The 21,170-nt window shown below is 69.2% G+C and carries 16 protein-coding genes and 1 tRNA gene; 5 read left to right on the forward strand and 12 right to left on the reverse strand.

Features of this window, described 5'->3' with window-relative positions:
* Positions 1 to 28: 28 nt before the first annotated feature.
* The 4 genes from ACFQ7F_RS36895 to sucC form a co-directional block, all read right to left on the reverse strand.
* A tRNA-Leu gene (locus tag ACFQ7F_RS36895) sits at positions 29 to 113 on the reverse strand.
* A gap of 297 nt (positions 114 to 410) precedes the next feature.
* The gene (locus tag ACFQ7F_RS36900; protein ID WP_383280678.1) at positions 411 to 1,976 is read right to left on the reverse strand and encodes an aldehyde dehydrogenase family protein; all 1,566 of its coding nucleotides are present in this window, start codon (positions 1,974 to 1,976) and stop codon (positions 411 to 413) included.
* A 131-nt stretch (positions 1,977 to 2,107) separates the two neighbouring features.
* Positions 2,108 to 2,986, reverse strand: a complete 879-nt coding sequence (sucD, locus tag ACFQ7F_RS36905) for a succinate--CoA ligase subunit alpha (protein WP_383280682.1) — start codon at positions 2,984 to 2,986, stop codon at positions 2,108 to 2,110.
* A gap of 11 nt (positions 2,987 to 2,997) precedes the next feature.
* Positions 2,998 to 4,137 (reverse strand): ADP-forming succinate--CoA ligase subunit beta, encoded by a 1,140-nt coding sequence (sucC, locus tag ACFQ7F_RS36910; RefSeq protein WP_383280685.1) that lies wholly within the window; start codon positions 4,135 to 4,137, stop codon positions 2,998 to 3,000.
* A 211-nt stretch (positions 4,138 to 4,348) separates the two neighbouring features.
* On the opposite strand from sucC, the gene ACFQ7F_RS36915 reads away from it, so the two are divergent.
* The 5 genes from ACFQ7F_RS36915 (at position 4,349) to ACFQ7F_RS36935 (ending at position 12,328) form a co-directional block, all read left to right on the forward strand.
* The gene (locus tag ACFQ7F_RS36915) at positions 4,349 to 6,043 is read left to right on the forward strand and encodes a thiamine pyrophosphate-binding protein (protein ID WP_383280688.1); all 1,695 of its coding nucleotides are present in this window, start codon (positions 4,349 to 4,351) and stop codon (positions 6,041 to 6,043) included.
* Between the two features lie 12 nt (positions 6,044 to 6,055).
* Entirely contained in the window at positions 6,056 to 7,288 is a 1,233-nt protein-coding gene (frc, locus tag ACFQ7F_RS36920) for a formyl-CoA transferase (protein ID WP_383280691.1), read from the forward strand.
* 3 nt (positions 7,289 to 7,291) lie between these two features.
* A complete protein-coding gene (locus ACFQ7F_RS36925; protein ID WP_383280694.1) occupies positions 7,292 to 9,436 on the forward strand; it encodes an acetate--CoA ligase family protein in 2,145 nt (714 codons plus the stop codon).
* A 125-nt stretch (positions 9,437 to 9,561) separates the two neighbouring features.
* The gene (locus ACFQ7F_RS36930) at positions 9,562 to 10,950 is read left to right on the forward strand and encodes an OFA family MFS transporter (RefSeq protein ID WP_383280696.1); all 1,389 of its coding nucleotides are present in this window, start codon (positions 9,562 to 9,564) and stop codon (positions 10,948 to 10,950) included.
* A gap of 1 nt (position 10,951) precedes the next feature.
* Positions 10,952 to 12,328 (forward strand): OFA family MFS transporter, encoded by a 1,377-nt coding sequence (locus tag ACFQ7F_RS36935; protein WP_383280698.1) that lies wholly within the window; start codon positions 10,952 to 10,954, stop codon positions 12,326 to 12,328.
* A gap of 96 nt (positions 12,329 to 12,424) precedes the next feature.
* On the opposite strand, the gene ACFQ7F_RS36940 is transcribed toward ACFQ7F_RS36935, so the two are convergent.
* From ACFQ7F_RS36940 to ACFQ7F_RS36975, 8 genes are all read right to left on the reverse strand, one after another.
* Complete coding sequence (locus ACFQ7F_RS36940) at positions 12,425 to 13,591, reverse strand: sugar phosphate isomerase/epimerase family protein (protein WP_383280701.1); 1,167 nt, start codon at positions 13,589 to 13,591, stop codon at positions 12,425 to 12,427.
* Positions 13,592 to 13,725: 134 nt separating this feature from the next.
* The gene (locus ACFQ7F_RS36945; protein WP_383280704.1) at positions 13,726 to 15,102 is read right to left on the reverse strand and encodes an alkaline phosphatase family protein; all 1,377 of its coding nucleotides are present in this window, start codon (positions 15,100 to 15,102) and stop codon (positions 13,726 to 13,728) included.
* Positions 15,099 to 16,268: a metabolite traffic protein EboE gene (eboE, locus tag ACFQ7F_RS36950; protein WP_383280707.1), complete on the reverse strand. Its 1,170-nt coding sequence runs from the start codon at positions 16,266 to 16,268 to the stop codon at positions 15,099 to 15,101. The genes ACFQ7F_RS36945 and eboE overlap by 4 nt, the downstream gene beginning before the upstream one ends.
* A 3-nt stretch (positions 16,269 to 16,271) precedes the next feature.
* The gene (locus ACFQ7F_RS36955) at positions 16,272 to 17,120 is read right to left on the reverse strand and encodes a TatD family hydrolase (RefSeq protein ID WP_383280710.1); all 849 of its coding nucleotides are present in this window, start codon (positions 17,118 to 17,120) and stop codon (positions 16,272 to 16,274) included.
* Positions 17,120 to 17,803 carry an EboA domain-containing protein gene (locus tag ACFQ7F_RS36960; protein ID WP_383280713.1) on the reverse strand — a complete coding sequence of 228 codons (684 nt, stop codon included), beginning with the start codon at positions 17,801 to 17,803 and terminating at the stop codon, positions 17,120 to 17,122. The genes ACFQ7F_RS36955 and ACFQ7F_RS36960 overlap by 1 nt, the downstream gene beginning before the upstream one ends.
* A complete protein-coding gene (locus ACFQ7F_RS36965) occupies positions 17,800 to 18,744 on the reverse strand; it encodes a sugar phosphate isomerase/epimerase family protein (RefSeq protein ID WP_383280716.1) in 945 nt (314 codons plus the stop codon). Before ACFQ7F_RS36965 ends, ACFQ7F_RS36960 begins: the two co-directional genes overlap by 4 nt.
* Entirely contained in the window at positions 18,741 to 19,880 is a 1,140-nt protein-coding gene (locus ACFQ7F_RS36970; protein ID WP_383280719.1) for an SCO3242 family prenyltransferase, read from the reverse strand. Before ACFQ7F_RS36970 ends, ACFQ7F_RS36965 begins: the two co-directional genes overlap by 4 nt.
* Positions 19,877 to 21,046 (reverse strand): inositol-3-phosphate synthase, encoded by a 1,170-nt coding sequence (locus ACFQ7F_RS36975; RefSeq protein ID WP_383280722.1) that lies wholly within the window; start codon positions 21,044 to 21,046, stop codon positions 19,877 to 19,879. Before ACFQ7F_RS36975 ends, ACFQ7F_RS36970 begins: the two co-directional genes overlap by 4 nt.
* Positions 21,047 to 21,170: the final 124 nt, after the last annotated feature.

Below are 21,170 nucleotides of genomic sequence, written 5' to 3' on the forward strand. Positions count from 1 at the left end.
GCCCTCACTCGTACAAGACTGTTAAAAGTGTCCGAGGGGGGACTTGAACCCCCACGCCCGATAAAGGGCACTAGCACCTCAAGCTAGCGCGTCTGCCATTCCGCCACCCGGACTAGGTGTCTGCCGTTCGCGGTGTGTTCCCCGCGGCGACATGGACAACAATACCAAGCTTTCGGAGTGCCTTTCACCTGCATATCCGCACGTCGCCGGGCAGCTGTCCGGCGGCTCGCGACACCACATCCGGAGTCTCACCATGAGTGACGGATTGATTACGGGAACGCCCGCCGACGTGAGGGTGCGGAGCGTGCGCGCGCCCGCACTGCTCCGCCCGACCGGCAGGGCATCGGCCGGGCCACCGATAGGCCGCCGATGCCCTGCCGGTCAGATGGCTCCCATGAGCCCGGGGAGCCTCACGCCATCAAGTGATAGCTCGGAAAGTTCCCCGGCGGTCGTTCCATCGCCGGGCCGTGGGTGACCGCCCGCACGAGGAGTTCACCGCCGACGAACGCGCCGCGCCAGGACGCGCCGAACCCTCCGAACAGCTCGTCCCTGTCACCGCGCGAGCGAGGCTTACCGCGGCCCGTCTTGAAGGCACGGATCTGCGGCGCGAGACGGTCGTACGTCGCGGCGTCGTCGGTCGACAGCGTGGCGACCAACGCTCCGTTCGACGCGTTCATGGCAGCGAGCAGCTCCGCCTCCGTGTCGACCAGGACGATGGTGTCGACCGGGCCGAACGGCTCCGCGTGGTGCAGCGGTGAGGACGGGGGCGGGTTGAGGAGCGTGACGGGATGGAGGTACGCGTCCGTGTCCTGGCCCGGCAGGAAGCGGTCCGCCGCCGGGGCGCCGCGGTACAGCGGTACGGCTCCGCGGTCGATCGCTTCCGTCACCTGGTCGCCCAGCTCCTTCGCCTTGGCGGCGTTGATCAGCGGTCCGAAGTCCAGTTTCGGGAACGGGTCTTCGGGGTGCTCGACCGCCAGGGGATGGCCGACGCGGAGGGTGCGTACGGCCGGGAGGTAGGCGGCGAGGAACTCGTCGAAGAGGCCGCGTTGGACGACGAAGCGCGGATACGCGGTGCAGCGCTGCTTGCCGTAGTCGAAGAGCTTGGGGATGACGGCGCTGAGCGCGTCCCAGTCGCTGTAGTTCCAGATGCCCCAGGTGTTGAGTCCTTCCTGTTCGAGGATGTGCCGCTTGCCGAGGTCGGCGACCGCGGTGGCGACGGCGGCGCCGGTGTCACGTCCGCCGACGAAGGAGACGCAGCCGATCTCCGGTGCGCGGACCAGCGCTTCGGACAGCTCTCCCCCGCTGCCGCTCACGAGGGTGACGGGGATCCCTTCGCGGGCGGCGAGGGCGCACGCCAGGGTGAGACAGGCGGCGCCGCCATCGGTCGGGGTCTTGGCGATGACCGCGTTGCCCGTGAGTGCCTGTACCAACACTGCGTGAACGAGCACGCTCATCGGGTAGTTCCAGCTCGCGATGTTGGACACCGGACCGTCCAGCGGGCTCCGGCCCTCCATCATCGGCTCGATGCCGTCGACGTACCAGCGCACGCCGTCGATGGCCCGGTCGACATCGGCCTGGGCGAGCCGCCAGGGCTTGCCGATCTCCCAGACGAGGAGGAGGGCGAGCAGTTCGCGGTGTTCGGTGAGGGCGTCGAGGGTGGCGGCGACGCGGGCGCGCCGTTCCTCCAGGGGGACGTGGCGCCAGGCCCGGTGCTGGTCGAGTGAGGCGCGTACGGCCTGGTGGGCGGTGGTGGCGTCGAGGCGCGGCGGGCCCGCGATGGGGCTGCCGTCGACGGGGGATGTGGCGGGCAGGGTCCTGCCGTCCGCCTGCCAGGTCCCGTTCCAGAGGTTCAGGACGCGGTCGTCGCGGAAGGCCTCGGGCGCGACGGCGAGGCAGCGTCGCCAGGCGTCGGTCCAGGACGTACCGGCTTTGAGGACGAGGGAGTTGGTGAGGGTGGGTGTCGATCGGGATGCCATCGGGTGTCTCCGCTCACGGTGCACAAGTCGGGGCGGGGGATGCGTGGCTCGCGTCGGCGCCGCTCGGTTCGCGGTCCGCGCGTGTGCTGGGGGACGCTAGTGCAGTCGGGGTCTGCCACCTATGAGTGACATCACGCGCCGAGTTGGTTAAGAACGAGGCGGGCGGTTTCCGTCGGTGTGGCGCCGACCCGCACCCCGGCGGCCTCCAGCGCCTCCTGTTTCGCGCGGGCGGTGCCGGACGAGCCCGAGACGATGGCTCCCGCGTGTCCCATGGTCTTGCCTTCGGGTGCGGTGAAGCCGGCGATGTAGGCGATGACGGGCTTGGTGACGGCCCGTCGGATGTAGGCGGCCGCGCGTTCTTCCGCGTCGCCGCCGATCTCGCCGATGAGGACGATCAGTTCGGTGTCGGGGTCGTCCTCGAAGGCGGCGAGGCAGTCGATGTGCGTGGTGCCGACGACGGGGTCGCCGCCGATGCCCACGCAGGTGGAGAAGCCGATGTCGCGCAGCTCGTACATGAGTTGGTAGGTGAGGGTGCCGGACTTCGACACCAGGCCGACGCGTCCGGGTTTGGTGATGTCGGCGGGGATGATGCCCGCGTTGGCCTGCCCCGGCGTGATGAGACCCGGGCAGTTGGGGCCGATGACTCGGGTGCCGCGCTCCTTGGCGTACGCGTGGAAGGCGACGGAGTCGTGTACGGGGATGCCCTCCGTGATGACCACGGCCAGGCCGATCCCGGCGTCGGCGGCCTCGGTGACCGCCGCCTTGGAGAAGGCGGGTGGCACGAAGACCACGGTGACGTCGGCGCCCGTGGCCTTGATGCCGTCGCGGACGGAGCCGAAGACGGGGACGGCGCGGTCGTCGAAGTCGACGGTGCGGCCCGCCTTGCGGGGATTGACGCCGCCCACGACGTTCGTGCCCGCCGCGAGCATGCGGCGGGTGTGTTTCATGCCCTCGGCGCCGGTCATGCCCTGGACGAGGGCCTTGCTCTCCTTGGTGAGGTAGATCGCCATGTCCCGGCTCCTTAGGCTGCGTTGGTGTGGCCTGCGAGTTCGGCGGCGCAGCGTGCGGCGCCGTCCATGGTGGTGGCCTGCTGGACGAGCGGATGGGAGCGTTCGTCGAGGATGGCGCGGCCTCGTACGGCGTTGTTGCCGTCGAGGCGGACGACGAGCGGCTTGGTCAACTGGACGGATTCCAGGGCCTGGACGATGCCGTCGGCGACGGCGTCGCACGCGGTGATGCCGCCGAAGACGTTGACGAAGACGGACTTGACGGCGGGGTCGGAGAGGATGACGGAGAGGCCGTCGGCCATGATCTGGGCGGAGGCGCCGCCTCCGATGTCGAGGAAGTTCGCGGGGCGCGCTCCGCAGCCCGCGACCACGTCGAGGGTGGACATGACGAGGCCCGCGCCGTTGCCGATAATGCCGACCTCGCCGTCGAGCTTCACGTAGTTGAGGCCCTTGGAAGCGGCCTCCGACTCCAGCGGGTCGTCGTGCGTGGTGGCGTCGGCGCCCCAGCGTGCCTGGCGGAAGCGGGCGTTGTCGTCCAGGGTGACCTTGCCGTCGAGGGCCAGGATCTCTCCTTGGGCGGTGCGGACGAGCGGGTTCACTTCGACGAGGAGCGCGTCCTCGCGGATCAGTACCTGCCACAGCTTGACCAGTACGTCGGCTGCCGCTTCGGGAAGTCCCGCCGCCGCGGCGATTTCGGCCGCCCTCGCCTCGCTCACTCCCGCCGCCGGGTCGATCTCCACGCGCGCGACGGCTTCCGGCCGACTCGCCGCGACCTCCTCGATGTCCATGCCGCCCTCGGCGGACGCGATGGCGAGGAAGCGTCCTGCCGCGCGGTCCAGTACGTACGAGACGTAGAACTCGCTGTCGATCTCGACGGGTTGGGCCACCATCACCTTGTGCACGGTGTGGCCCTTGATGTCCATGCCGAGGATCTGGCGTGCCGTGATCTCGGCCGCCGCCGGGTCCGCCGCGACCTTCACACCGCCCGCCTTGCCACGCCCTCCGGTCCTCACCTGGGCCTTGACGACGACGCGGCCGCCCAGGCGTTCGGCGCCCGCGCGTGCCTCCTTCGCCGTGTCGGCGACCTCCGCTTGCGGCACCAAGATGCCGTATTCCTCGAAGAGTTCCCTTGCCTGGTGCTCGAACAGGTCCATTCCGGCTCCTGACGCCGTGTCGTTGCGGGGAGCGAACCCCCGCGCCTCCGAAAAGTGCCGCACGCCCCCTGGACACCACTGACCGGATGCGGGATAACAAGCTTCATACAGTATTCGTCGACTGTATGCAATCTACCGCGAGAGCACCTCCGAGCAGCGTGTGAGCGTGTGTGAGCGCTCCAACTCCCCTACGAAGGGACAGGACTTCGCCATGCCCGACGGCAGCAGCGACACGAACCAAACCCACATCTCCGGTGGGCATCTGGTCGCCAAGGCACTCAAAGCAGAGGGTGTGGAGGTCATCTACACCCTGTGCGGCGGCCACATCATCGACATCTACGACGGCTGCGTCGACGAGGGGATCGATGTCGTCGACGTACGCCACGAGCAGGTCGCCGCCCACGCGGCCGACGGCTACGCACGCCTCACCGGAAAACCGGGATGCGCCGTGGTGACGGCAGGACCGGGAACCACGGACGCCGTCACCGGCGTCGCGAACGCCTTCCGCGCGGAGTCCCCCATGCTGCTCATCGGCGGCCAGGGAGCGCACACCCAGCACAAGATGGGGTCACTGCAGGACCTCCCGCACGTCGACATGATGACGCCCATCACCAAGTTCGCCGCGACCGTGCCGGACACGGCGCGCGCCGCGGACATGGTGTCGATGGCCTTCCGCGAGTGCTATCACGGCGCTCCAGGACCGTCCTTCCTGGAGATCCCGCGCGATGTGCTGGACGCCAAGGTGCCGGTGGACAAGGCCCGGGTGCCGCAGGCCGGTCAGTATCGCGCCTCCACCCGCTCGACCGGCGACCCCGAGGCCGTCGAGAAGCTCGCCGACCTGCTCGTACACGCCGAGAAGCCCGCGATCCTGCTCGGCAGCCAGGTGTGGACGACGCGCGGCACCGAGTCCGCCGTCGAGCTCGTGCGGACCCTGAACGTGCCCGCCTACATGAACGGCGCGGGCCGCGGCACCCTGCCACCCGGGGACCCGCACCACTTCCAGCTCTCGCGGCGGTACGCCTTCTCCAACGCCGACCTCATCGTCATCGTGGGGACACCCTTCGACTTCCGTATGGGTTACGGGAAGCGGCTCTCCCCGGACGCCACCGTCGTGCAGATCGACCTCGACTACCGCACCGTCGGCAAGAACAGGGACATCGACCTGGGCATCGTCGGCGACGCGGGGTTGATCCTGAAGTCGGTCACCGAGGCCGCGTCCGGCCGGCTCAACGGCGGCGCTTCCCAGCGCAAGGAGTGGATCGACGAGCTGCGCGCCGCCGAACAGACGGCGATAGAAAAGCGGCTGCCGAACCTGAAGTCCGACGCCTCACCGATCCACCCCTACCGTCTCGTCAGCGAAATCAACGACTTCCTTACCGAAGACTCGATCTACATCGGTGACGGCGGCGACATCGTCACCTTCTCCGGGCAGGTCGTACAGCCCAAGTCGCCGGGCCACTGGATGGACCCGGGACCGCTCGGCACGCTCGGCGTCGGCATCCCCTTCGTGCTCGCCGCCAAGCAGGCGCGGCCCGACAAGGAGGTGGTGGCCCTCTTCGGAGACGGCGCTTTCTCGCTGACCGGGTGGGACTTCGAGACGCTCGTCCGCTACAACCTGCCCTTCGTCGGGATCGTCGGCAACAACTCCTCGATGAACCAGATCCGTTACGGCCAGAAGGCCAAGTACGGCGAGGAGCGTGAGCGCATCGGCAACACCCTCGGAGACGTCCACTACGACAAGTTCGCCCAGATGCTCGGCGGCTACGGCGAAGAGGTCCGCGACCCCGCCGACATCGGACCGGCGCTGCAGCGAGCGCGCGAGTCGGGCAAGCCCTCGCTGATCAATGTGTGGGTCGATCCGGACGCGTACGCCCCCGGAACCATGAACCAGACCATGTACAAGTGAGGAGCCCGTGCGATGACGACCAAGGCTCTTGAGGGCGTACGCGTCCTCGACATGACACACGTCCAGTCCGGGCCCTCCGCCACCCAGCTGCTCGCCTGGCTCGGTGCGGACGTGGTGAAGCTGGAGGCTCCGTCCGGAGACATCACGCGCAAGCAACTGCGTGACCTGCCGGACGTCGACTCGCTCTACTTCACGATGCTCAACTGCAACAAGCGGAGCATCACCCTCAACACCAAGACCGAGCGCGGCAAGGAGCTCCTCACCGAGCTGATCCGGCGCTCCGACGTCATGGTCGAGAACTTCGGCCCGGGCGCCGTCGACCGGATGGGCTTCACCTGGGAGCGCATCCAGGAGATCAATCCACGGATCGTCTACGCCTCGATCAAGGGCTTCGGAGACGGCCCCTACACCAACTTCAAGGCCTACGAAGTGGTCGCTCAGGCCATGGGCGGCTCCATGTCGACCACCGGCTTCGAGGACGGTCCACCTCTCGCGACAGGCGCCCAGATCGGTGACTCCGGGACCGGCATCCACGCCGTCGCCGGGATTCTGGCCGCCCTCTTCCAGAGGGAGAACACCGGTCGCGGGCAGCGTGTGAACGTAGCCATGCAGCACGCGGTGCTCAACCTGTGCCGGGTGAAGCTGCGCGACCAGCAGCGCCTGGCGCACGGGCCGCTCGCCGAGTACCCGAACGAGGACTTCGGGGACGAGGTGCCGCGCTCCGGCAACGCGAGCGGCGGCGGGCAGCCCGGCTGGGCGGTCAAGTGCGCGCCCGGCGGTCCGAACGACTACGTGTACGTCATCGTGCAGCCCGTGGGCTGGCAGCCGCTCACCGAGCTCATCGGGCGTCCGGAGCTCGCGGAGGACCCCGAGTGGGCCTCTCCGGAGGCGCGGCTCCCCAAGCTCGGCAAGATGTTCCAGCTGATCGAGGAGTGGTCGTCGACGCTGCCCAAGTGGGAGGTCCTCGAGCGGCTCAACGCCCACAACATCCCGTGCGGCCCGATCCTCTCCACCAAGGAGATCATCGAGGACGCCTCGCTTGCCGCCAACGAAATGGTCGTCGAGGTCCCGCATCCGCAGCGCGGCTCCTTCACCACGGTCGGCTCCCCGCTGAAGCTGTCGGACTCCCCCGTGAACGTCGTCAGTTCGCCGCTACTGGGCGAGCACAACGCGGAGGTCTTCGTCGGTGAGCTCGGCCTCGGCGACGAGGAACTGCGCCTGCTCAAGTCGAACGGAGTGATCTGATTGATGGCCGAAGACCGCGCACTGAAGGTGCGGGCACTCCTCGACGGCGTGCGCGCCGAGGGGCGGACCTCGCTCACGGCGCCGGAGGGCAAGATCCTCGCGGACGCGTACGGGATCGCGGTGCCGGGCGAGGAACTGGCGACGGACGTGGACGAGGCGGTGGCGCACGCGGCCCGCTTCGAAGGGCCCGTCGTCATGAAGATCGTCTCCCCCGACATCCTGCACAAGACCGACGCGGGCGGCGTCATGGTCGGGGTGGAGGGCGCCACCGACGTACGGGCCGCCTTCTGCGAAATCGTCGGGAACGCGCGCGCGTACGCGCCACAAGCACGCATCGAGGGCGTGCAGATTCAAGAGCTGCTGCCCTCCGGCCAGGAAGTGATCGTCGGGGCGGTGACCGATCCGACGTTCGGGAAGGTCGTCGCCTTCGGACTCGGCGGTGTACTCGTCGAGGTCCTCAAGGACGTCACGTTCCGCCTTGCGCCGGTCGACGCCGACGAGGCCGCCTCGATGCTGGACTCGATCCGCGCCGCCGAGATCCTGCGGGGTGTGCGGGGCGCCCCTGCGGTGGACCGCTGGGCCGTCGCCGAGCAGATACGCCGGGTGTCCCGACTGGTCACCGACTTCCCGGAGATCGCCGAGGTGGATCTCAACCCGGTGATCGCCACTCCGGAGGGGGCCATCGCCGCGGACATCCGCGTCATCCTCTCCGAAGGGGCCACGAAGCAGCGCCGTACGTACACGCGCGAGGAGATGCTCACGTCGATGCGGCGGCTGATGGAGCCCCGCTCGGTCGCCGTGATCGGCGCGTCCAACGAACAGGGCAAGATCGGCAATTCAGTGATGCGCAACCTCATCGACGGCGGCTTCTCCGGCGAGATCCATCCGGTGAACCCCAAGGCCGATGACATCCTGGGCCGCAAGGCGTACAAGAGTGTCACGGACGTCCCCGGTGAGGTGGATGTGGCGGTCTTCGCGATCCCCGCCAAGTTCGTGGCGTCGGCCTTGGAGGAGGTGGGTCGCAAGGGCATCCCCAACGCCGTCCTGATCCCCTCCGGGTTCGCCGAGACCGGTGAACAGGCCCTCCAGGACGAGATCGTGGAGATCGGCGAGCGGCTCGGGGTGCGGCTGCTCGGCCCGAACATCTACGGCTACTACTCGACGTGGCAGGACCTGTGCGCCACGTTCTGCACGCCCTACGACGTCAAGGGCGGGGTCGCCCTGACGAGTCAGTCCGGTGGCATCGGAATGGCCATCCTCGGCTTCGCGCGCACTACGAAGACGGGCGTTTCGGCGATCGTCGGACTCGGCAACAAGTCCGACCTGGACGAGGACGACCTCCTCACGTGGTTCGGCGAGGACCCCAACACGAAGTGCATCGCGATGCACCTGGAGGACCTCAAGGACGGCCGTGCCTTCGTGGAGGCCGCGCGGGCGACCGTCCCGAAGAAGCCTGTCGTGGTTCTGAAGGCCGGACGTACGGCCGCCGGTGCGAAGGCCGCAGGATCGCACACGGGCGCCCTCGCGGGCGATGACGCCGTGTACGACGACATCCTCAGGCAGGCGGGCGTCATCAGGGCCCCGGGGCTCAACGAGATGCTGGAGTACGCGCGCGCGTTGCCCGTGCTTCCCACCCCGCAGGGCGACAACATCGTGATCATTACGGGTGCGGGCGGCTCCGGCGTGCTGCTCTCCGACGCGGTGACCGACAACGGGCTGCGCCTTATGGAGATCCCGGACGACCTGGACGCGTCCTTCCGGGCGTTCATCCCGCCTTTCGGGGCGGCGGGAAACCCCGTCGACATCACCGGGGGTGAGCCCCCGTCGACGTACGAGGCGACGATCAGGCTCGGTCTGGAGGACCCGCGCATTCACGCGCTCGTCCTGGGCTACTGGCACACCATCGTCACCCCTCCCATGGTCTTCGCCGAGCTGACGGCCCGTGTGGTCGCGGAGTTCCGTGAGCGCGGCATCGAGAAGCCCGTCGTGGCATCCCTGGCGGGCGATGTCGAGGTGGAGGAGGCCTGCCAGTACCTCTTCGAGCGGGGGGTCGTGGCGTACCCGTACACCACGGAGAAGCCGGTGGCCGCGCTCGGCGCGAAGTACCGGTGGGCCCGGGCGGCCGGTCTGTTGGGGGGCGGTCGATGAGTTGACCGGTGTTGGGGCCTGCCCGCGGTGCGCGTCGGCAGGCCCCGGGACCCGTGCGCACACGAAAGGAATTGGACAGGGGGCGCTGGCCAGGATCTTTTCGACGCAAGGGGTGCTGAATCAACATGACGACAACCGACATACACACAGCCGTCCCGTACAGGGAGGTGACGGACGCCAACGGCCGGATGTACCGGGTCGGTGAGACCGATGTCGACATCATGGGCCGCAAGCGCAAGTGGATGGTCATCCTGCCGTGGATCGGCATGATGGGCATCAGCTCGGCCGAGTACGCATTCGCCTCGGCCGAGGACACCCTGCACACCGCACATTCCTGGGGCGACACCCACATCTTCTGGATGCTGGGGGTCTGGGTCTTCTTCCAGGCCGCGGTGGCCTTCCCGGCGGGCAAGCTGCGCGAGAGCGGAAAGCTTCCGGCGCGCTGGGCGATGATGTGCGGCGCTGTCGGAACACTGCTGGGCTATCTGTCACTGGCGTTCGCTCCGCATGTCGTCGTCGCCTATATCGGCTTCGGCATGTTCAGCGGTATGGGCGCCGGAATGGTGTACGCGACCTGCGTGAACATGGTCGGCAAGTGGTATCCCGAACGAAAGGGAGGAAAGACCGGATTCGTCAACGGCGGATTCGCCTACGGCTCGGTGCCGTTCGTGTTCATCTTCACCGGCTTCATGGACCTGACGAACTTCCGCTGGGTGCTTGTGAGCGTCGGCCTCTTTCTGGCGGCGATGGTCGCCGTGGCCGGTTACTTCTTCCAGGACCCGCCGAAGAACTGGTGGCCGGCCGACGTGGACCCGCTGCGGCCACCGGACGACCCACGGGCCAGGCGCGCCCTTGCGATGAACCCGCCCGCCGTGCGGCAGTACACGCCCAAGGAGGCGTGGCAGACCGGCCGGGTCGCGCTGATGTGGTTCTGCCTGCTGTGCACATCGGGCGTGAACATCTTCGGTATCGCCTTCCAGGTGGACATCGGGGATGAAGCCGGATTCGCCGGCGGAATCGTCGCCACGGCCATGTCCTTGAAGGCCATAGTCAACGGTACGGGCCGAGGTGTCATCGGCTGGCTGTCGGACCTCTACGGACGCAAACGCTGCCTGATCTTCGTCTGCATAGTCCTTGGCCTTTCGCAGTACGGAATCCTGTGGGCCGCGGACATGAAGAACCTCCCGCTGTTCCTGATCTTCTCCAGCATCTCCGGCTTCGGAGGCGGCGCCATCTTCCCGATGTTCGCGGCGATGACCGCGGACTACTTCGGCGAGAACAACAACGCCTCCAATTACGGCCTGGTCTACAGCTCCAAGCTCGTCTCCGGGCTTCTCGGCTCCGGTATGGGTGCCGTCGTGGTGAGCAACTGGGGTCACACCGGGGCCTTCACGCTTGCCGGTTCCATTTCCCTGTTCGCCGGATTCATCGCGCTCTTCCTTTCCCAGCCCGGAAGGCCCAACGACAAACGCATCAAACCCAATCCGCAACCCCTCGGTGAGGAGATGGCCTGATATGACGGCGGAACCCATCGCCGCAAGAAACAAGGTGCCGGGAACCGGCACCCCGTATCGCGAGATCACCGACGAGTACGGCCGCGTCTATCGCGTGGGCGAGACGGACCGGGACATCCTCGGCCACTCCCGCAAGATCATGGTGTACCTGCCATGGATCGCGATGATGGCCATCAGTGTCTTCGAGTACGCGTTCGGCTCGGCGGAGGACACCCTGTCCCACGCCCACGGCTGGACGCAGTCCAACACCTTCTGGATTCTGAGTGTCTGGGTCTTCTTCCAGGCGGGCATAGCGTTCCCGGCCGGATGGATGCGCGAGAGGGGCATACTGACGGCGCGCAACGCCATGTACATCGGGTCGGTCATGTGTCTGATCGGATTCCTCGCCCTGTCGCACCTGAACAACGTATGGCTCGCGATCATCGGATTCGGCGTCATCGGCGGCGTGGGTTCCGGCTTCGTCTACGCGACCTGCATCAACATGGTCGCCAAGTGGTTCCCCGAACGCCGCGGCGCCAAGACGGGGTTCGTCAACGGTGGATTCGCGTACGGATCGCTGCCGTTCATCTTCATCTTCAACTACGCCTTCGACACGGGCAATTATCACCGCGTTCTCGACCTGATCGGCGCGTACATCCTGGTCGTCGTCCTGGCCTGCGCCTTCTTCTTCAAGGACCCGCCGAAGAACTGGTGGCCCTCCGAAGTCGACCCGTTGGAGAAGTCGGGCGCATCCAAAGCCGCGGCGAGCCTCGCCAAGAACCCTCCCGCGGTACGTCAGTTCACACCGAAGGAGGCCATCAGAACGGGCATGCTGCCCCTGATGTGGTTCACCCTCGTCATGACCGCGGGTGTGTCCATCTTCGGGATCTCTTTCCAGGTGGACTTCGCCAAGGAGGTGGGCTTCGGACCTCTGGTCGCCGCGACGTCCATGGGGCTCATGGCCGTCATCAACGGCATCGGACGCGGCGTGGTCGGCTGGCTCTCCGACATCTGGGGCCGCAAAGCGACCCTGGTGTTCGTGATCCTGGTCCTCGGGCTCTCACAGTTCGGTGTGATCTGGGCGGGCGACATCCACAGCGAGTGGCTCTTCCTGGTCTTCGCGTTCCTCTCGGGATTCGGTGGCGGTGCGTTCTACCCGATGTTCGCGGCGCTGACCCCGGACTACTTCGGGGAGAACTACAACGCCACCAACTACGGGCTCGTCTACAGCGGCAAGCTGATCAGCGGCCTGTTCGGCGGCGGACTCGGCTCGATGGTGGTCGCCGCGTGGGGCTACAACGGCGCGTACGCACTCGCGGGCGGCATCTCCATGCTTGCCGCGGCCGTCGCGCTGCTGCTCCGCCAGCCGGGGCGGGAGAGGGCGCCGGCGCACGCCTGATCCCCGTTCCCCGTGACGTCACTCAGCTCTCGCCGCGCGGCTTCCGCGCGGCGAGAGCTGTGTGTGCGGGTACTGCGGGCGCTTCAGTACTTCATGTCAGCGCTTCTTGCGGAGAGCCGCCAGGTTGTCGTAGCCGATCTTCGCGAGCTTCAGGGACTGGCCGAGATCGGTGCCGCTGGGCGCGTTGTCCTGCTCGACCATGGGGTTGTGGTAGTTCTTCTCGCCGACACGGCTGAAGAAGGTGCGGTAGTCGATGACGCCCTCACCGAAGGCCCCCATGTCGTAGCCCTCGCCGCTGGTGTCGTTGCGGGTGCCGTCCTTGGCATGGAACAGCGGGAAGCGCTTGTTGTTGCGGCTGACGAGCCCTGCCGGGTCGAAGACCTTCTCGCGCTGGGAGCCGTCGTGCGCGGTGTACGTGTGGAACTTGTACTGCGCGACGTGCGCCCAGAAGATGTCCATCTCCAGCCAGACCGTCCTCGGGTCGGTGGCCTTGAGGAAGTACTCCAGCCTGCGGATGCCGGAGCTGCGGGTGGGGCGGCCTTGCGCGTCGAGCGGACCGCCGTCGAGCAGGAAGCCGTACGCCGCGTCGTGGTTGTGGGTGTAGAGCTTGATGCCCGCCTTGCGCGCGATGTCACCCAGGGCGTTCCACTTGTCGGCGGCGACGTCCCAATCGGCCTTGTACGAGCTGTTGGTGGGGTCACCACCGGTGCCCATGTGGTCCATGCCGAGGATGTTGGCGATCTCCAGGTGCTTCTTGAACGTGTCGAGGTCGGGCTGCGAGAGCGGCCATGACCCCGGTATGAAGCCGTGGTTGCCCTGGGCGCGCAGGCCGTACTCGTCGAGCCAGGAGCGCAGCAGCTTGGCGCCCGCGACGGACTCGAGACTTGCGCCGCCGGGAGCGTTGGCGTGCTGGCCGTAGCCCGCGAACTCGACCTGCTTGTACCCGTAGCGGGCCAGCTCCTTGAACACCTCGCGGAAACCGGAGGGCAGGGTGGAGGCGAGCGGGTCACGGCCGGTCGCGTCACGCACCGTGTAGAGGATGATGCCGCGCTTCTTCGCCGGCACCAGTTCACGGCCGTGACCGTGGTGATGGCCGTGGCCTTCTGTCTGCGGCTGGGCGAAGGACGGCGCGGCGCCGAACACGGGCGCGGCGATCGCACCGGCGCCGACGGCGGTGCACGTGCTGAGGAAGCGGCGGCGGTTGATGCCAAGACGCTGTCTGAGCGCCTCGTCGGCGGCGGGAGTGTCGTGGAAGTCGGTCACGGGTGCCTCTCCTGGGCTCTTGGACTCTCGGGCTTTTCGACGTGCGGGCGGACGCCACTGGCGTGTTGTCAGTGACGCGTGATTCACTCTCTGTAACTGCTCCTGACCGGGCGGATGGTGGGGCGAGGTGTGCCTCAGCCCAGGCCGGCCAGGTCGAGGAGGAGGGATTTCACGGCGGTGGCCGCGATCCGGTCGGGAAACGCATGGGGGGTGGAGCTGATGATGAGCGGACCGTCGTCGTCGCTCGTGGGGAGGCGGCCATGGCTGCCTCGAATAGGTGACGGGTCCAGGGGCACGACCGCCATGCGATAGCGCATGCCGAGCTTCTTGCGGGCCAGCGCCTTCGCCGCCTTGACCTTCACGTAGGGGTCGAGCGGGTCCATGAAGAGCTCGACGGGGTCGTAGCCGGGTTTGCGGTGGATCTCGACGAGCTGCGCGAAGTCGGGCGCGCGGGCGTCGTCGAGCCAGTAGTAGTACGTGAACCAGGCGTCCGGCTCCGCGACGGCGACGAGTTCGCCGGAGCGCGGGTGGTCCAGGTGGTTGGCCTTCTTGCCCTCGTCGTCGAGGAGTTGCTCGATGCCGGGCAGGTCGGCGAGTGCCTGCCGGGTGGCCTCCAGGTCCTCGGGCCTGCGCACGTAGATGTGGGCGATCTGGTGGTCCACGACGGCGAAGGCGCGGGATGCCATCGGGTCGAGGTACTCCATGCCGTCCTGGGTGTGCACTTCGAGCAGTCCCGCACGGCGCAGGGCTCGGTTGATGTCGACGGGGCGGTCCACGCGTGTGATGCCGTACTCGGAAAGGGCGACGACGGTGCGGCCCTCGGCCTTCGCGTCGTCGAGGAGGGGGGCGATGGTCTTGTCGAGTTCGGCGGCGGCCTGGTGGGAGCGCGGGTCGTCGGGGCCGAAGCGCTGCAGGTCGTAGTCGAGGTGAGGGAGGTAGCACAGGGCCAGGTCGGGGTGGCGGGTGTTGATGATGTGGCGCGTGGCGTCCGCGATCCAGCGGCTCGACACGATGTCGGCACCGGGGCCCCAGAAGTGGAAGAGGGGGAACGTGCCGAGTTTCTCGGTGAGTTCGTCGTGCAGGGCCGGGGGCCGGGTGTAGCAGTCGGGTTCTTTGCGGCCGTCGGCGTAGTAGACGGGACGGGGGGTGATGGTGATGTCGGTGTCGGCGCCCATGGCGTACCACCAGCAGATATTGGCGACGGTGTAACCGGGGTGCGCGCGGCGGGCGGCGTCCCACAGTTTGTCGCCGGAGACCAGCCCGTTGTGCTGGCGCCACAGGAGTACGTCGCCGAGCTCACGGAAGTACCAGCCGTTGCCGACGATGCCGTGCTCGGCGGGGGTGGTGCCGGTGAGGAAGGTGGACTGGGCGGCGCAGGTGACGGCGGGCAGGACCGTGCCCAGTGGGGCCTGGGAGCCGGACTGGCCCAGGGACTTGATGTGCGGCATGTGGTCGAGGAGACGGGGGGTGAGGCCGACGACGTCCAGGACGAGGAGAGGGGTGGGGCTCATGGGAGTTCCTTGAGGCCGAGGTCCGTCAGGAGGTCGCGGGCGAGGGTGAGCTCGGCGGCGATGCCGTCGGCGAGCTGGGGGCGGGAGCGGGGGCGCAGCTCGGGCGGCAGCGCCTGCCAGGTGTAGGTCTCGACCTCGAGGTGGTGGGTGCGGGGTTCGGGCCCGCCGACCAGCTGGGCGAGGGTGTCTTTGAGTACGGGAAGTGTGGAGGTGAGGGGCGGCGCGGGCGGCGCGTGCAGGGGGACGTGGAAGTGGGCGCGCCAGGGTGCGCTCTCGGGCAGGACGTCGCCGGCGAGGGATTCGCCGAGGTCGTCGGTGCCGCGCAGTCCGGCGGCGGTGCGGGTGCGGGTCTGGTGCAGGAAGCGGGGTTCGTCGAAGGCGGCGAGGGCCTCGCGGACTCCGGGGAGATGGGGGTGTTCGGCGTGCAGGGCGGCGGAGAGCTGGGATTTGACGACGGGGATGCCCGCGGCGGCGAGCGCGTCGAGCGCGGTCTGCGGGTCCTCGAAGGAGGTGGCTAGGTGACAGGTGTCGACGCAGACACCGATGCGTTCGTGGCCGACCGCGGTGAGGGGGGCGATGGCGTCACCCGTGGTTTCCACGATGCAGCCCGGTTCCGGTTCGAGGCCGATGCGGATCGACTTGCCGGTCAACTCCGCGAGTGCGTCCAAACGTTGGGCGAGCGCGGTCAGGGCTGCGCGGGCGGCCTCGGCGTGGGTGGTGTCGAAGGGGGTGCGCCAGGCGAGAGGAAGGGTGGAGATGGTGCCTTCGACTACGTCGTCCGGAAGGAGCGCGGCAAGGAGGCGGGCCAGGTCGGTCGTGTGGGAGAGGCGCTCGGGGTCGGTCCAGTCCGGCTTGTAGACGCGGTACTTGACCTCTTCCGCGCCGAACCCCTCGTACGGGAATCCGTTGAGGGTGACGACTTCGAGGCCGCGCCGGTCGAGTTCGGTGCGCAGGCCGCGCAGCGCCGCCGGGTCGGTGACCAGGGCGTGCGCGGCGTCCTTGGCGAGCCACAGGCCGATGCCGAGGCGATCCCTGCCGAGCCGCTTGCGTACGGGTTCGCAGTGGTCGCGGAGTTGCGCGAGGACGCCGTCGAGGGTCTCGGCGGGGTGGACGTTGGTGCAGTACGCGAGGTGGACGACGCTGCCGTCGGGGTGCCGGAAGCGCATGGCTCACGCCCCGCCGCGGAGGATGGAATTGCCCTCGTGGGTGGCTTCGGTGTCCGTGACATCGAGGGCGAGGCGTCCGCTGAGCCCGTAGAAGGCGACCGGGTTACGCCAAAGGACCAGGTCGACGTCGTCCTCGCTGAACCCGGCATCGAGCATGGCGTCGGCGACCTTGCGGGTCTTGAGCGGGTCGCTCTTGCCCCAGTCGGCGGCCGAGTTCACCAGGACTCGCTCCGGCCCGTGGTCGCGCAGGATGGCGACCATCCGGTCCTCGTCCATCTTGGTGTCGGGATAGACGGAGAAGCCGAGCCAGCAGCCGCTGTCCTTGGCCTCCTTGACCGTGGTCTCGTTGAGATGGTCGATGAGGACGCGGTCCAGGGGCAGTGCGGATTCCCGGATCACGTCGATGGTGCGGCGCAGTCCCGCGAGTTTGTCGCGGTGGGGGGTGTGAACCATCGCGGGCAGCTCGTGGTCGGCGGCGAGCTGGAGCTGGGCGGTGAGTGCGGCGTCCTCGGCTGGGGTCATGGAGTCATAGCCGATCTCACCGACGGCGACGACATTGTCCTTGACGAGATAGCGGGGCAGTTCGTCGAGGACAGGGGTGCAGCGGGGGTCGTTCGCCTCTTTGGGGTTGAGGGCGATGGTGCAGTGGTGGGCGATGCCGTACTGGGCCGCGCGGAAGGGCTCCCAGCCGAGAAGGGAGTCGAAGTAGTCGAAGAATGAGGCGGGTGAGGTGCGGGGCTGGCCCAGCCAGAACGCGGGCTCGACGACGGCACGGACGCCTGCGGCGTACATGGCCTGGTAGTCGTCGGTGGTGCGGGACGTCATGTGGATGTGGGGGTCGAAAATGCGCATCAGGACTCCTGATCCTCGCCGGTGGAAGGGGTCTCGGGGGCCGGGGCCGTCGCTGCGGCCGAGAGGGCCGTAGGGGCGGTCAGGGCCAGGACGCGGTGCAGATCGCTGGGAACGGTGCGACCGGCGGCGGTGCGTTCGCCGGCGTAGTCGCCGAGCATGCGGGCGAGCTCGGCGTCGGCGCGGGCGCGGCGGTCAAGGTCGGCTACGGCGTCCACGGGGACGCCGGTGAACAGGCACTTGAGAACCGCGTGGCGCCAGTCGTGCGGGGCGAGGTGCCGGGCGGCGTACGGACCGACGGCGGCGGCGACGAGCCGGGTGTCGTTGGTACGCAGGGCATCCCCGACCAGGGGCAGCGCCTCCGAGCCCTGGACCAGGTGGGGCAGGGCTCGCAGGACGGCGCGGCGCTCGGCCGCGGTGCCTTGTTCGTAGACACGGGTGAGAGTGACCGGGTCCGCATCGGCCGCGTGCAGGAGCAGCACGCGGGCGTCGTCGGCGTGGTCCTGGCCACAGCGTCGCCCTGCCTCGGCGAAGCGCAACTCCCAGACGGGGGTGGCCCTTTGCTCCGGCCGTCCGCGGTGGGCGGCGGCCTCCGCGGTGGCCTGGTCGAGCCAGGCGCGGGCGGCCCCGTCCAGAGTGGCTTCGAGACGGGTGCGGAGGTCGTCGATGACGGGGGCGTCGGTCACGGGGTTCCTCCTCTGGCGGGGGTGGGGACTGGGGCGGTGCGGGCCGCGGCGGTGCGGGTCGGGGTACGGGTCGCTTCGGTCGCCGCCTTGTGCAGGAACTCGATCGAGTGGGAGGCGAGTTGGGGGCCCGCGTGGGAGTGGCGGGGCAGTTCTACGACGGTGAGGCCTTGGTAGCCGGTGGCGGCCAGGGCTTCGAGGACGGGCGGGAAGTCGATCTCTCCGTCCCCGAACGGGAGGTGTTCGTGGACGCCGCGGCGCATGTCCTCGATCTGGACGTGCCGTAGCCAGGGGGCGGCGGCGCGCACGCAGTCGGCGGGAGACTGCGGTTCGAGGCACTGGCAGTGGCCTATGTCGAGGGTGAGACCGAGGAGTTGGGGGTCGTCCAGTTCGTGACGGAGCCGGTGGAAGTCGGCGAGTGTGGAGAGGAGGTGGCCGGGTTCGGGCTCGATGGCCAGAGGTACGTCGGCGCCGGACGCGGCGTCGAGGACGGGGCCGAGGGACTCGGTGAGCCGCTGCCAGGCAGTTTCCTCGGAGGTGCCTTCGGGGGTGATGCCGCTGAAGCAGTGCACGGCATGGGCGCCGAGGTCGGCGGCCACCTGGACGGCCCGGATCAGCAGGCGGACTCGGGCGGCGCGCGCGTCCGGATCGGGGTCCAGGAGCGAGGGGCCGTGCTTGCGGCGCGGGTCGAGGACGTAGCGGGCGCCGGTCTCGATCGTCGCCGTCAGACCGAGCCGTTCCAGACTGCGGGCCACGTGGCGGGTGCGGGAGGCGAGGTCGGGGGCGAGCGGGTCGAGGTGCATGTGATCGAGGGTGAGTCCGACGCCCGCGTAGCCGAGGTCGGCGAGGAGACCGAGGGCGTCGTCGAGCCGCAGATCGGTAAGCCCGTTGGTGCCGTATCCGAAGCGGAAGGGCCCGCTTGCCCGGTCCTGCGTCTGAGTCATGTGACGCTCACCTTCCGGCCGAACTTGCGGGCTGCCGGGGCCAGAGCGGCGGTCAGCAGTGCGGGACCCAGGGCGCCCGTGCGGGCGGAGAGCGCGGCCTGGAGCGGGATCATGGCTCGGATGCCGCCGCCCACGGCACGCTGGGTGAGCTGGGGGGACGGGTTGAGCGCGGCGTGGAAGAGGGGGCGGGCCGCGGTGGCGGCGTAAGTGGCGGCGAGCGCGGCCTGGACGACACCGCGAGCGCCGGTCCACCGGGCACCGCCACCAGGGCGCCCCGGGATGGACACCGGCAGGCCGCGGCCGACTGTTGCCCGGCGGCCTACCGGGAGTTCAGAGGTGGTAGCGGCGCCGGTGCCTGCGCCGCTGCCCGTGACACTGCCGGTGCCACCGCCCCGGGCACCGCCCCGGGCACCGCCCCGGGCGAGTAGCTGCGTCAGCGCCGCTGTCGCGGCGAGCGCGCACAAGGGGGCCGCAGTGGAGCCGCCCTGTGCCTCGCGGCGCGAAACCGCAGTCACCGCGAGGGTGTGGGCGCCCATGACGAGGGCGGTGGGCAGCGCCACGCGGAAGCCCGGGCCGGGGCCCTCCCCCGAGCTCGTCCCGGCCCTCGTCCCGGCCCTCGTCCCGGCCCTCGTCCCGGCCGACGTTGCCGCCGCTCCCAGGAGCAGGTCGAGCGTGCGGGCCGCCGCCATGGCAACCGGGCCTGCCGGAGTGTGCTTCAGGCCCAGGTCGTAGGCCCATACCGTGGCCGCCAAGCCGCTCGCCACCGTCAGAGCGGGGCGCCCCGCTCCGGCGGCCAGGGCGAGGCCTCCCGCCGTCAGAGCCGCTGCCGCGCCGAGTGCGGCGGACGGGGCGATGCGGCCGGACGGCAGAGGGCGGTGGGGGCGTTCGATCGCGTCCTCCTCCCGGTCCGCCCAGTCGTTGAGGGCCATGCCCGCCTCGTAGAGGGAGAGGGAGGCGCCGATGGCGAGGAGTGTGCGGTGGTTGGGGCGCAGTCCCATGGCCGCCGCCCCTGCGAGGGCGTCGCCGGGGACGGTGAACAGGGCCGAGACACGCAGCAGTTCGGCCCAGTCACGGCCGGTGCCCAGACGTGGGCCATCGGCCCCCCGCCCGTCAGCACCCACATCCCCGCCGCTCACGCACCCACCCCCCGCAGCCGCGACGCCAGGCCCACGAGCGCCTCGTACTGCTCGGCGAGTGCCGACGACGAGCCGTCGTCCGGGTCCTTGAAGTAGAAGCCCAGTTCGCCCAAGGGCCCCGACAGGCCCCTCTCGTGGGCGCGGGCCACCAAGCGGGCCAGGTCCAGGATCAGAGGTGCCGCCAGTGCCGAGTCGCAGCCCTGCCAGGTCGTCTGCAGGACCATCCGTGCGCCGAGGAATCCGTCGAACGCGATGTGGTCCCAGGCGGTCTTCCAGTCACCGAGGGAGGGGACGTCGTCGATGTGGACCTCGCCCTCGGGGGCGGAGCCCAGCGTGTCGGCGAGGACCCGTTCCTTGCCCGCGTTCTTCGCCGCCGCGGCGGCCGGGTCCGCGAGGGCCGCGCCGTCGCCGCCGCCCAGGAGGTTCGTGCCGGACCAGGCGCGGACCGCGAGGGCGCGCTGGGCGAACATCGGCCCGAGCACCGAGCGCAGGAGCGTCTGCCCCGTCTTGCCGTCCCGGCCCGCGTAGGGGAGCCCCGACGAGGCGGCCTCCGCAGCGAGCGCCGGGTGGTGCAATCCCGTGGACGGGGTGAAGTTCACGTACGGGCAGCCCGCCCGCAGCGCCGCCGCCGCGTAGAGAGAGCTGGCGGGCAGTCGCCCTTCGCCCTCCTCCGGCAGTGGTTCCGTGGACGCCACGTTCACCACGACCGCACGGGCGAGCCCCCGGCGACGTACGAAATCGCGCAGGTCGGCGGCGAAGGACTCGATCAGTTCCTCGTCCGTCCTGGTGTCGGAGTCCCCGCGGCGCGGTCCGCCCGTGCGGATCTCCGCGTCCGCCGCCGCCAGTTCCGCGCCGACCGCCGAGGGGACGCTGTGCGGGAGCACACCCCCTGCGGCCAGCTGTTCCGCCCGTTTGGGCAGCGGGCACTCCACCGTGTCGTGGCCGCCGAAGACGAGCGACGACAACGTTGGCAGACCGCAGTCCGCGAACGGCGGGGTCTCCGTGACCATGCCGGTCGGCGGGTGCAGTCCGGCCGTCACCGCCGCGCACCCCGCGACAGCCGTCGTGGCGACCGAACCGCGCGCCCCGATCAGCCACACCCCCGTAAGACCGCCACCCGGAGCATCAGAAGAACCAGTAGAAGAGGAAGAAGGGGAATGGGGCACGGCTGCCTCCTGTCGTACACGCGGCGAACGCGCGGGGAGATAAGACGGCTGACGAAGATGGGACGGCGGACAGGGATGAGCGGACAGGGATAAGACGGCGGGGCGGAGGTCCGGCGTCCTCCGC

The sequence above is a fragment of the Streptomyces sp. NPDC056486 genome, from assembly GCF_042795295.1.
In the GTDB taxonomy this organism is placed as follows: Bacteria; Actinomycetota; Actinomycetes; order Streptomycetales; family Streptomycetaceae; genus Streptomyces.

What these genes read in the sequence shown, in the direction of transcription:
- eboE (WP_383280707.1), bottom strand. Translation starts at nt 16,268, where the DNA reads ATGCGCTTCCGGCACCCCGACGGCAGCGTCGTCCACCTCGCGTACTGC.
- ACFQ7F_RS36900 (WP_383280678.1), bottom strand. Translation starts at nt 1,976, where the DNA reads ATGGCATCCCGATCGACACCCACCCTCACCAACTCCCTCGTCCTCAAA.
- sucD (WP_383280682.1), bottom strand. Translation starts at nt 2,986, where the DNA reads ATGGCGATCTACCTCACCAAGGAGAGCAAGGCCCTCGTCCAGGGCATG.
- ACFQ7F_RS36955 (WP_383280710.1), bottom strand. Translation starts at nt 17,120, where the DNA reads ATGCGCATTTTCGACCCCCACATCCACATGACGTCCCGCACCACCGAC.
- ACFQ7F_RS36915 (WP_383280688.1), top strand. Translation starts at nt 4,349, where the DNA reads ATGCCCGACGGCAGCAGCGACACGAACCAAACCCACATCTCCGGTGGG.
- sucC (WP_383280685.1), bottom strand. Translation starts at nt 4,137, where the DNA reads ATGGACCTGTTCGAGCACCAGGCAAGGGAACTCTTCGAGGAATACGGC.
- ACFQ7F_RS36925 (WP_383280694.1), top strand. Translation starts at nt 7,292, where the DNA reads ATGGCCGAAGACCGCGCACTGAAGGTGCGGGCACTCCTCGACGGCGTG.
- ACFQ7F_RS36945 (WP_383280704.1), bottom strand. Translation starts at nt 15,102, where the DNA reads ATGAGCCCCACCCCTCTCCTCGTCCTGGACGTCGTCGGCCTCACCCCC.
- ACFQ7F_RS36965 (WP_383280716.1), bottom strand. Translation starts at nt 18,744, where the DNA reads ATGACTCAGACGCAGGACCGGGCAAGCGGGCCCTTCCGCTTCGGATAC.
- frc (WP_383280691.1), top strand. Translation starts at nt 6,056, where the DNA reads ATGACGACCAAGGCTCTTGAGGGCGTACGCGTCCTCGACATGACACAC.
- ACFQ7F_RS36930 (WP_383280696.1), top strand. Translation starts at nt 9,562, where the DNA reads ATGACGACAACCGACATACACACAGCCGTCCCGTACAGGGAGGTGACG.
- ACFQ7F_RS36935 (WP_383280698.1), top strand. Translation starts at nt 10,952, where the DNA reads ATGACGGCGGAACCCATCGCCGCAAGAAACAAGGTGCCGGGAACCGGC.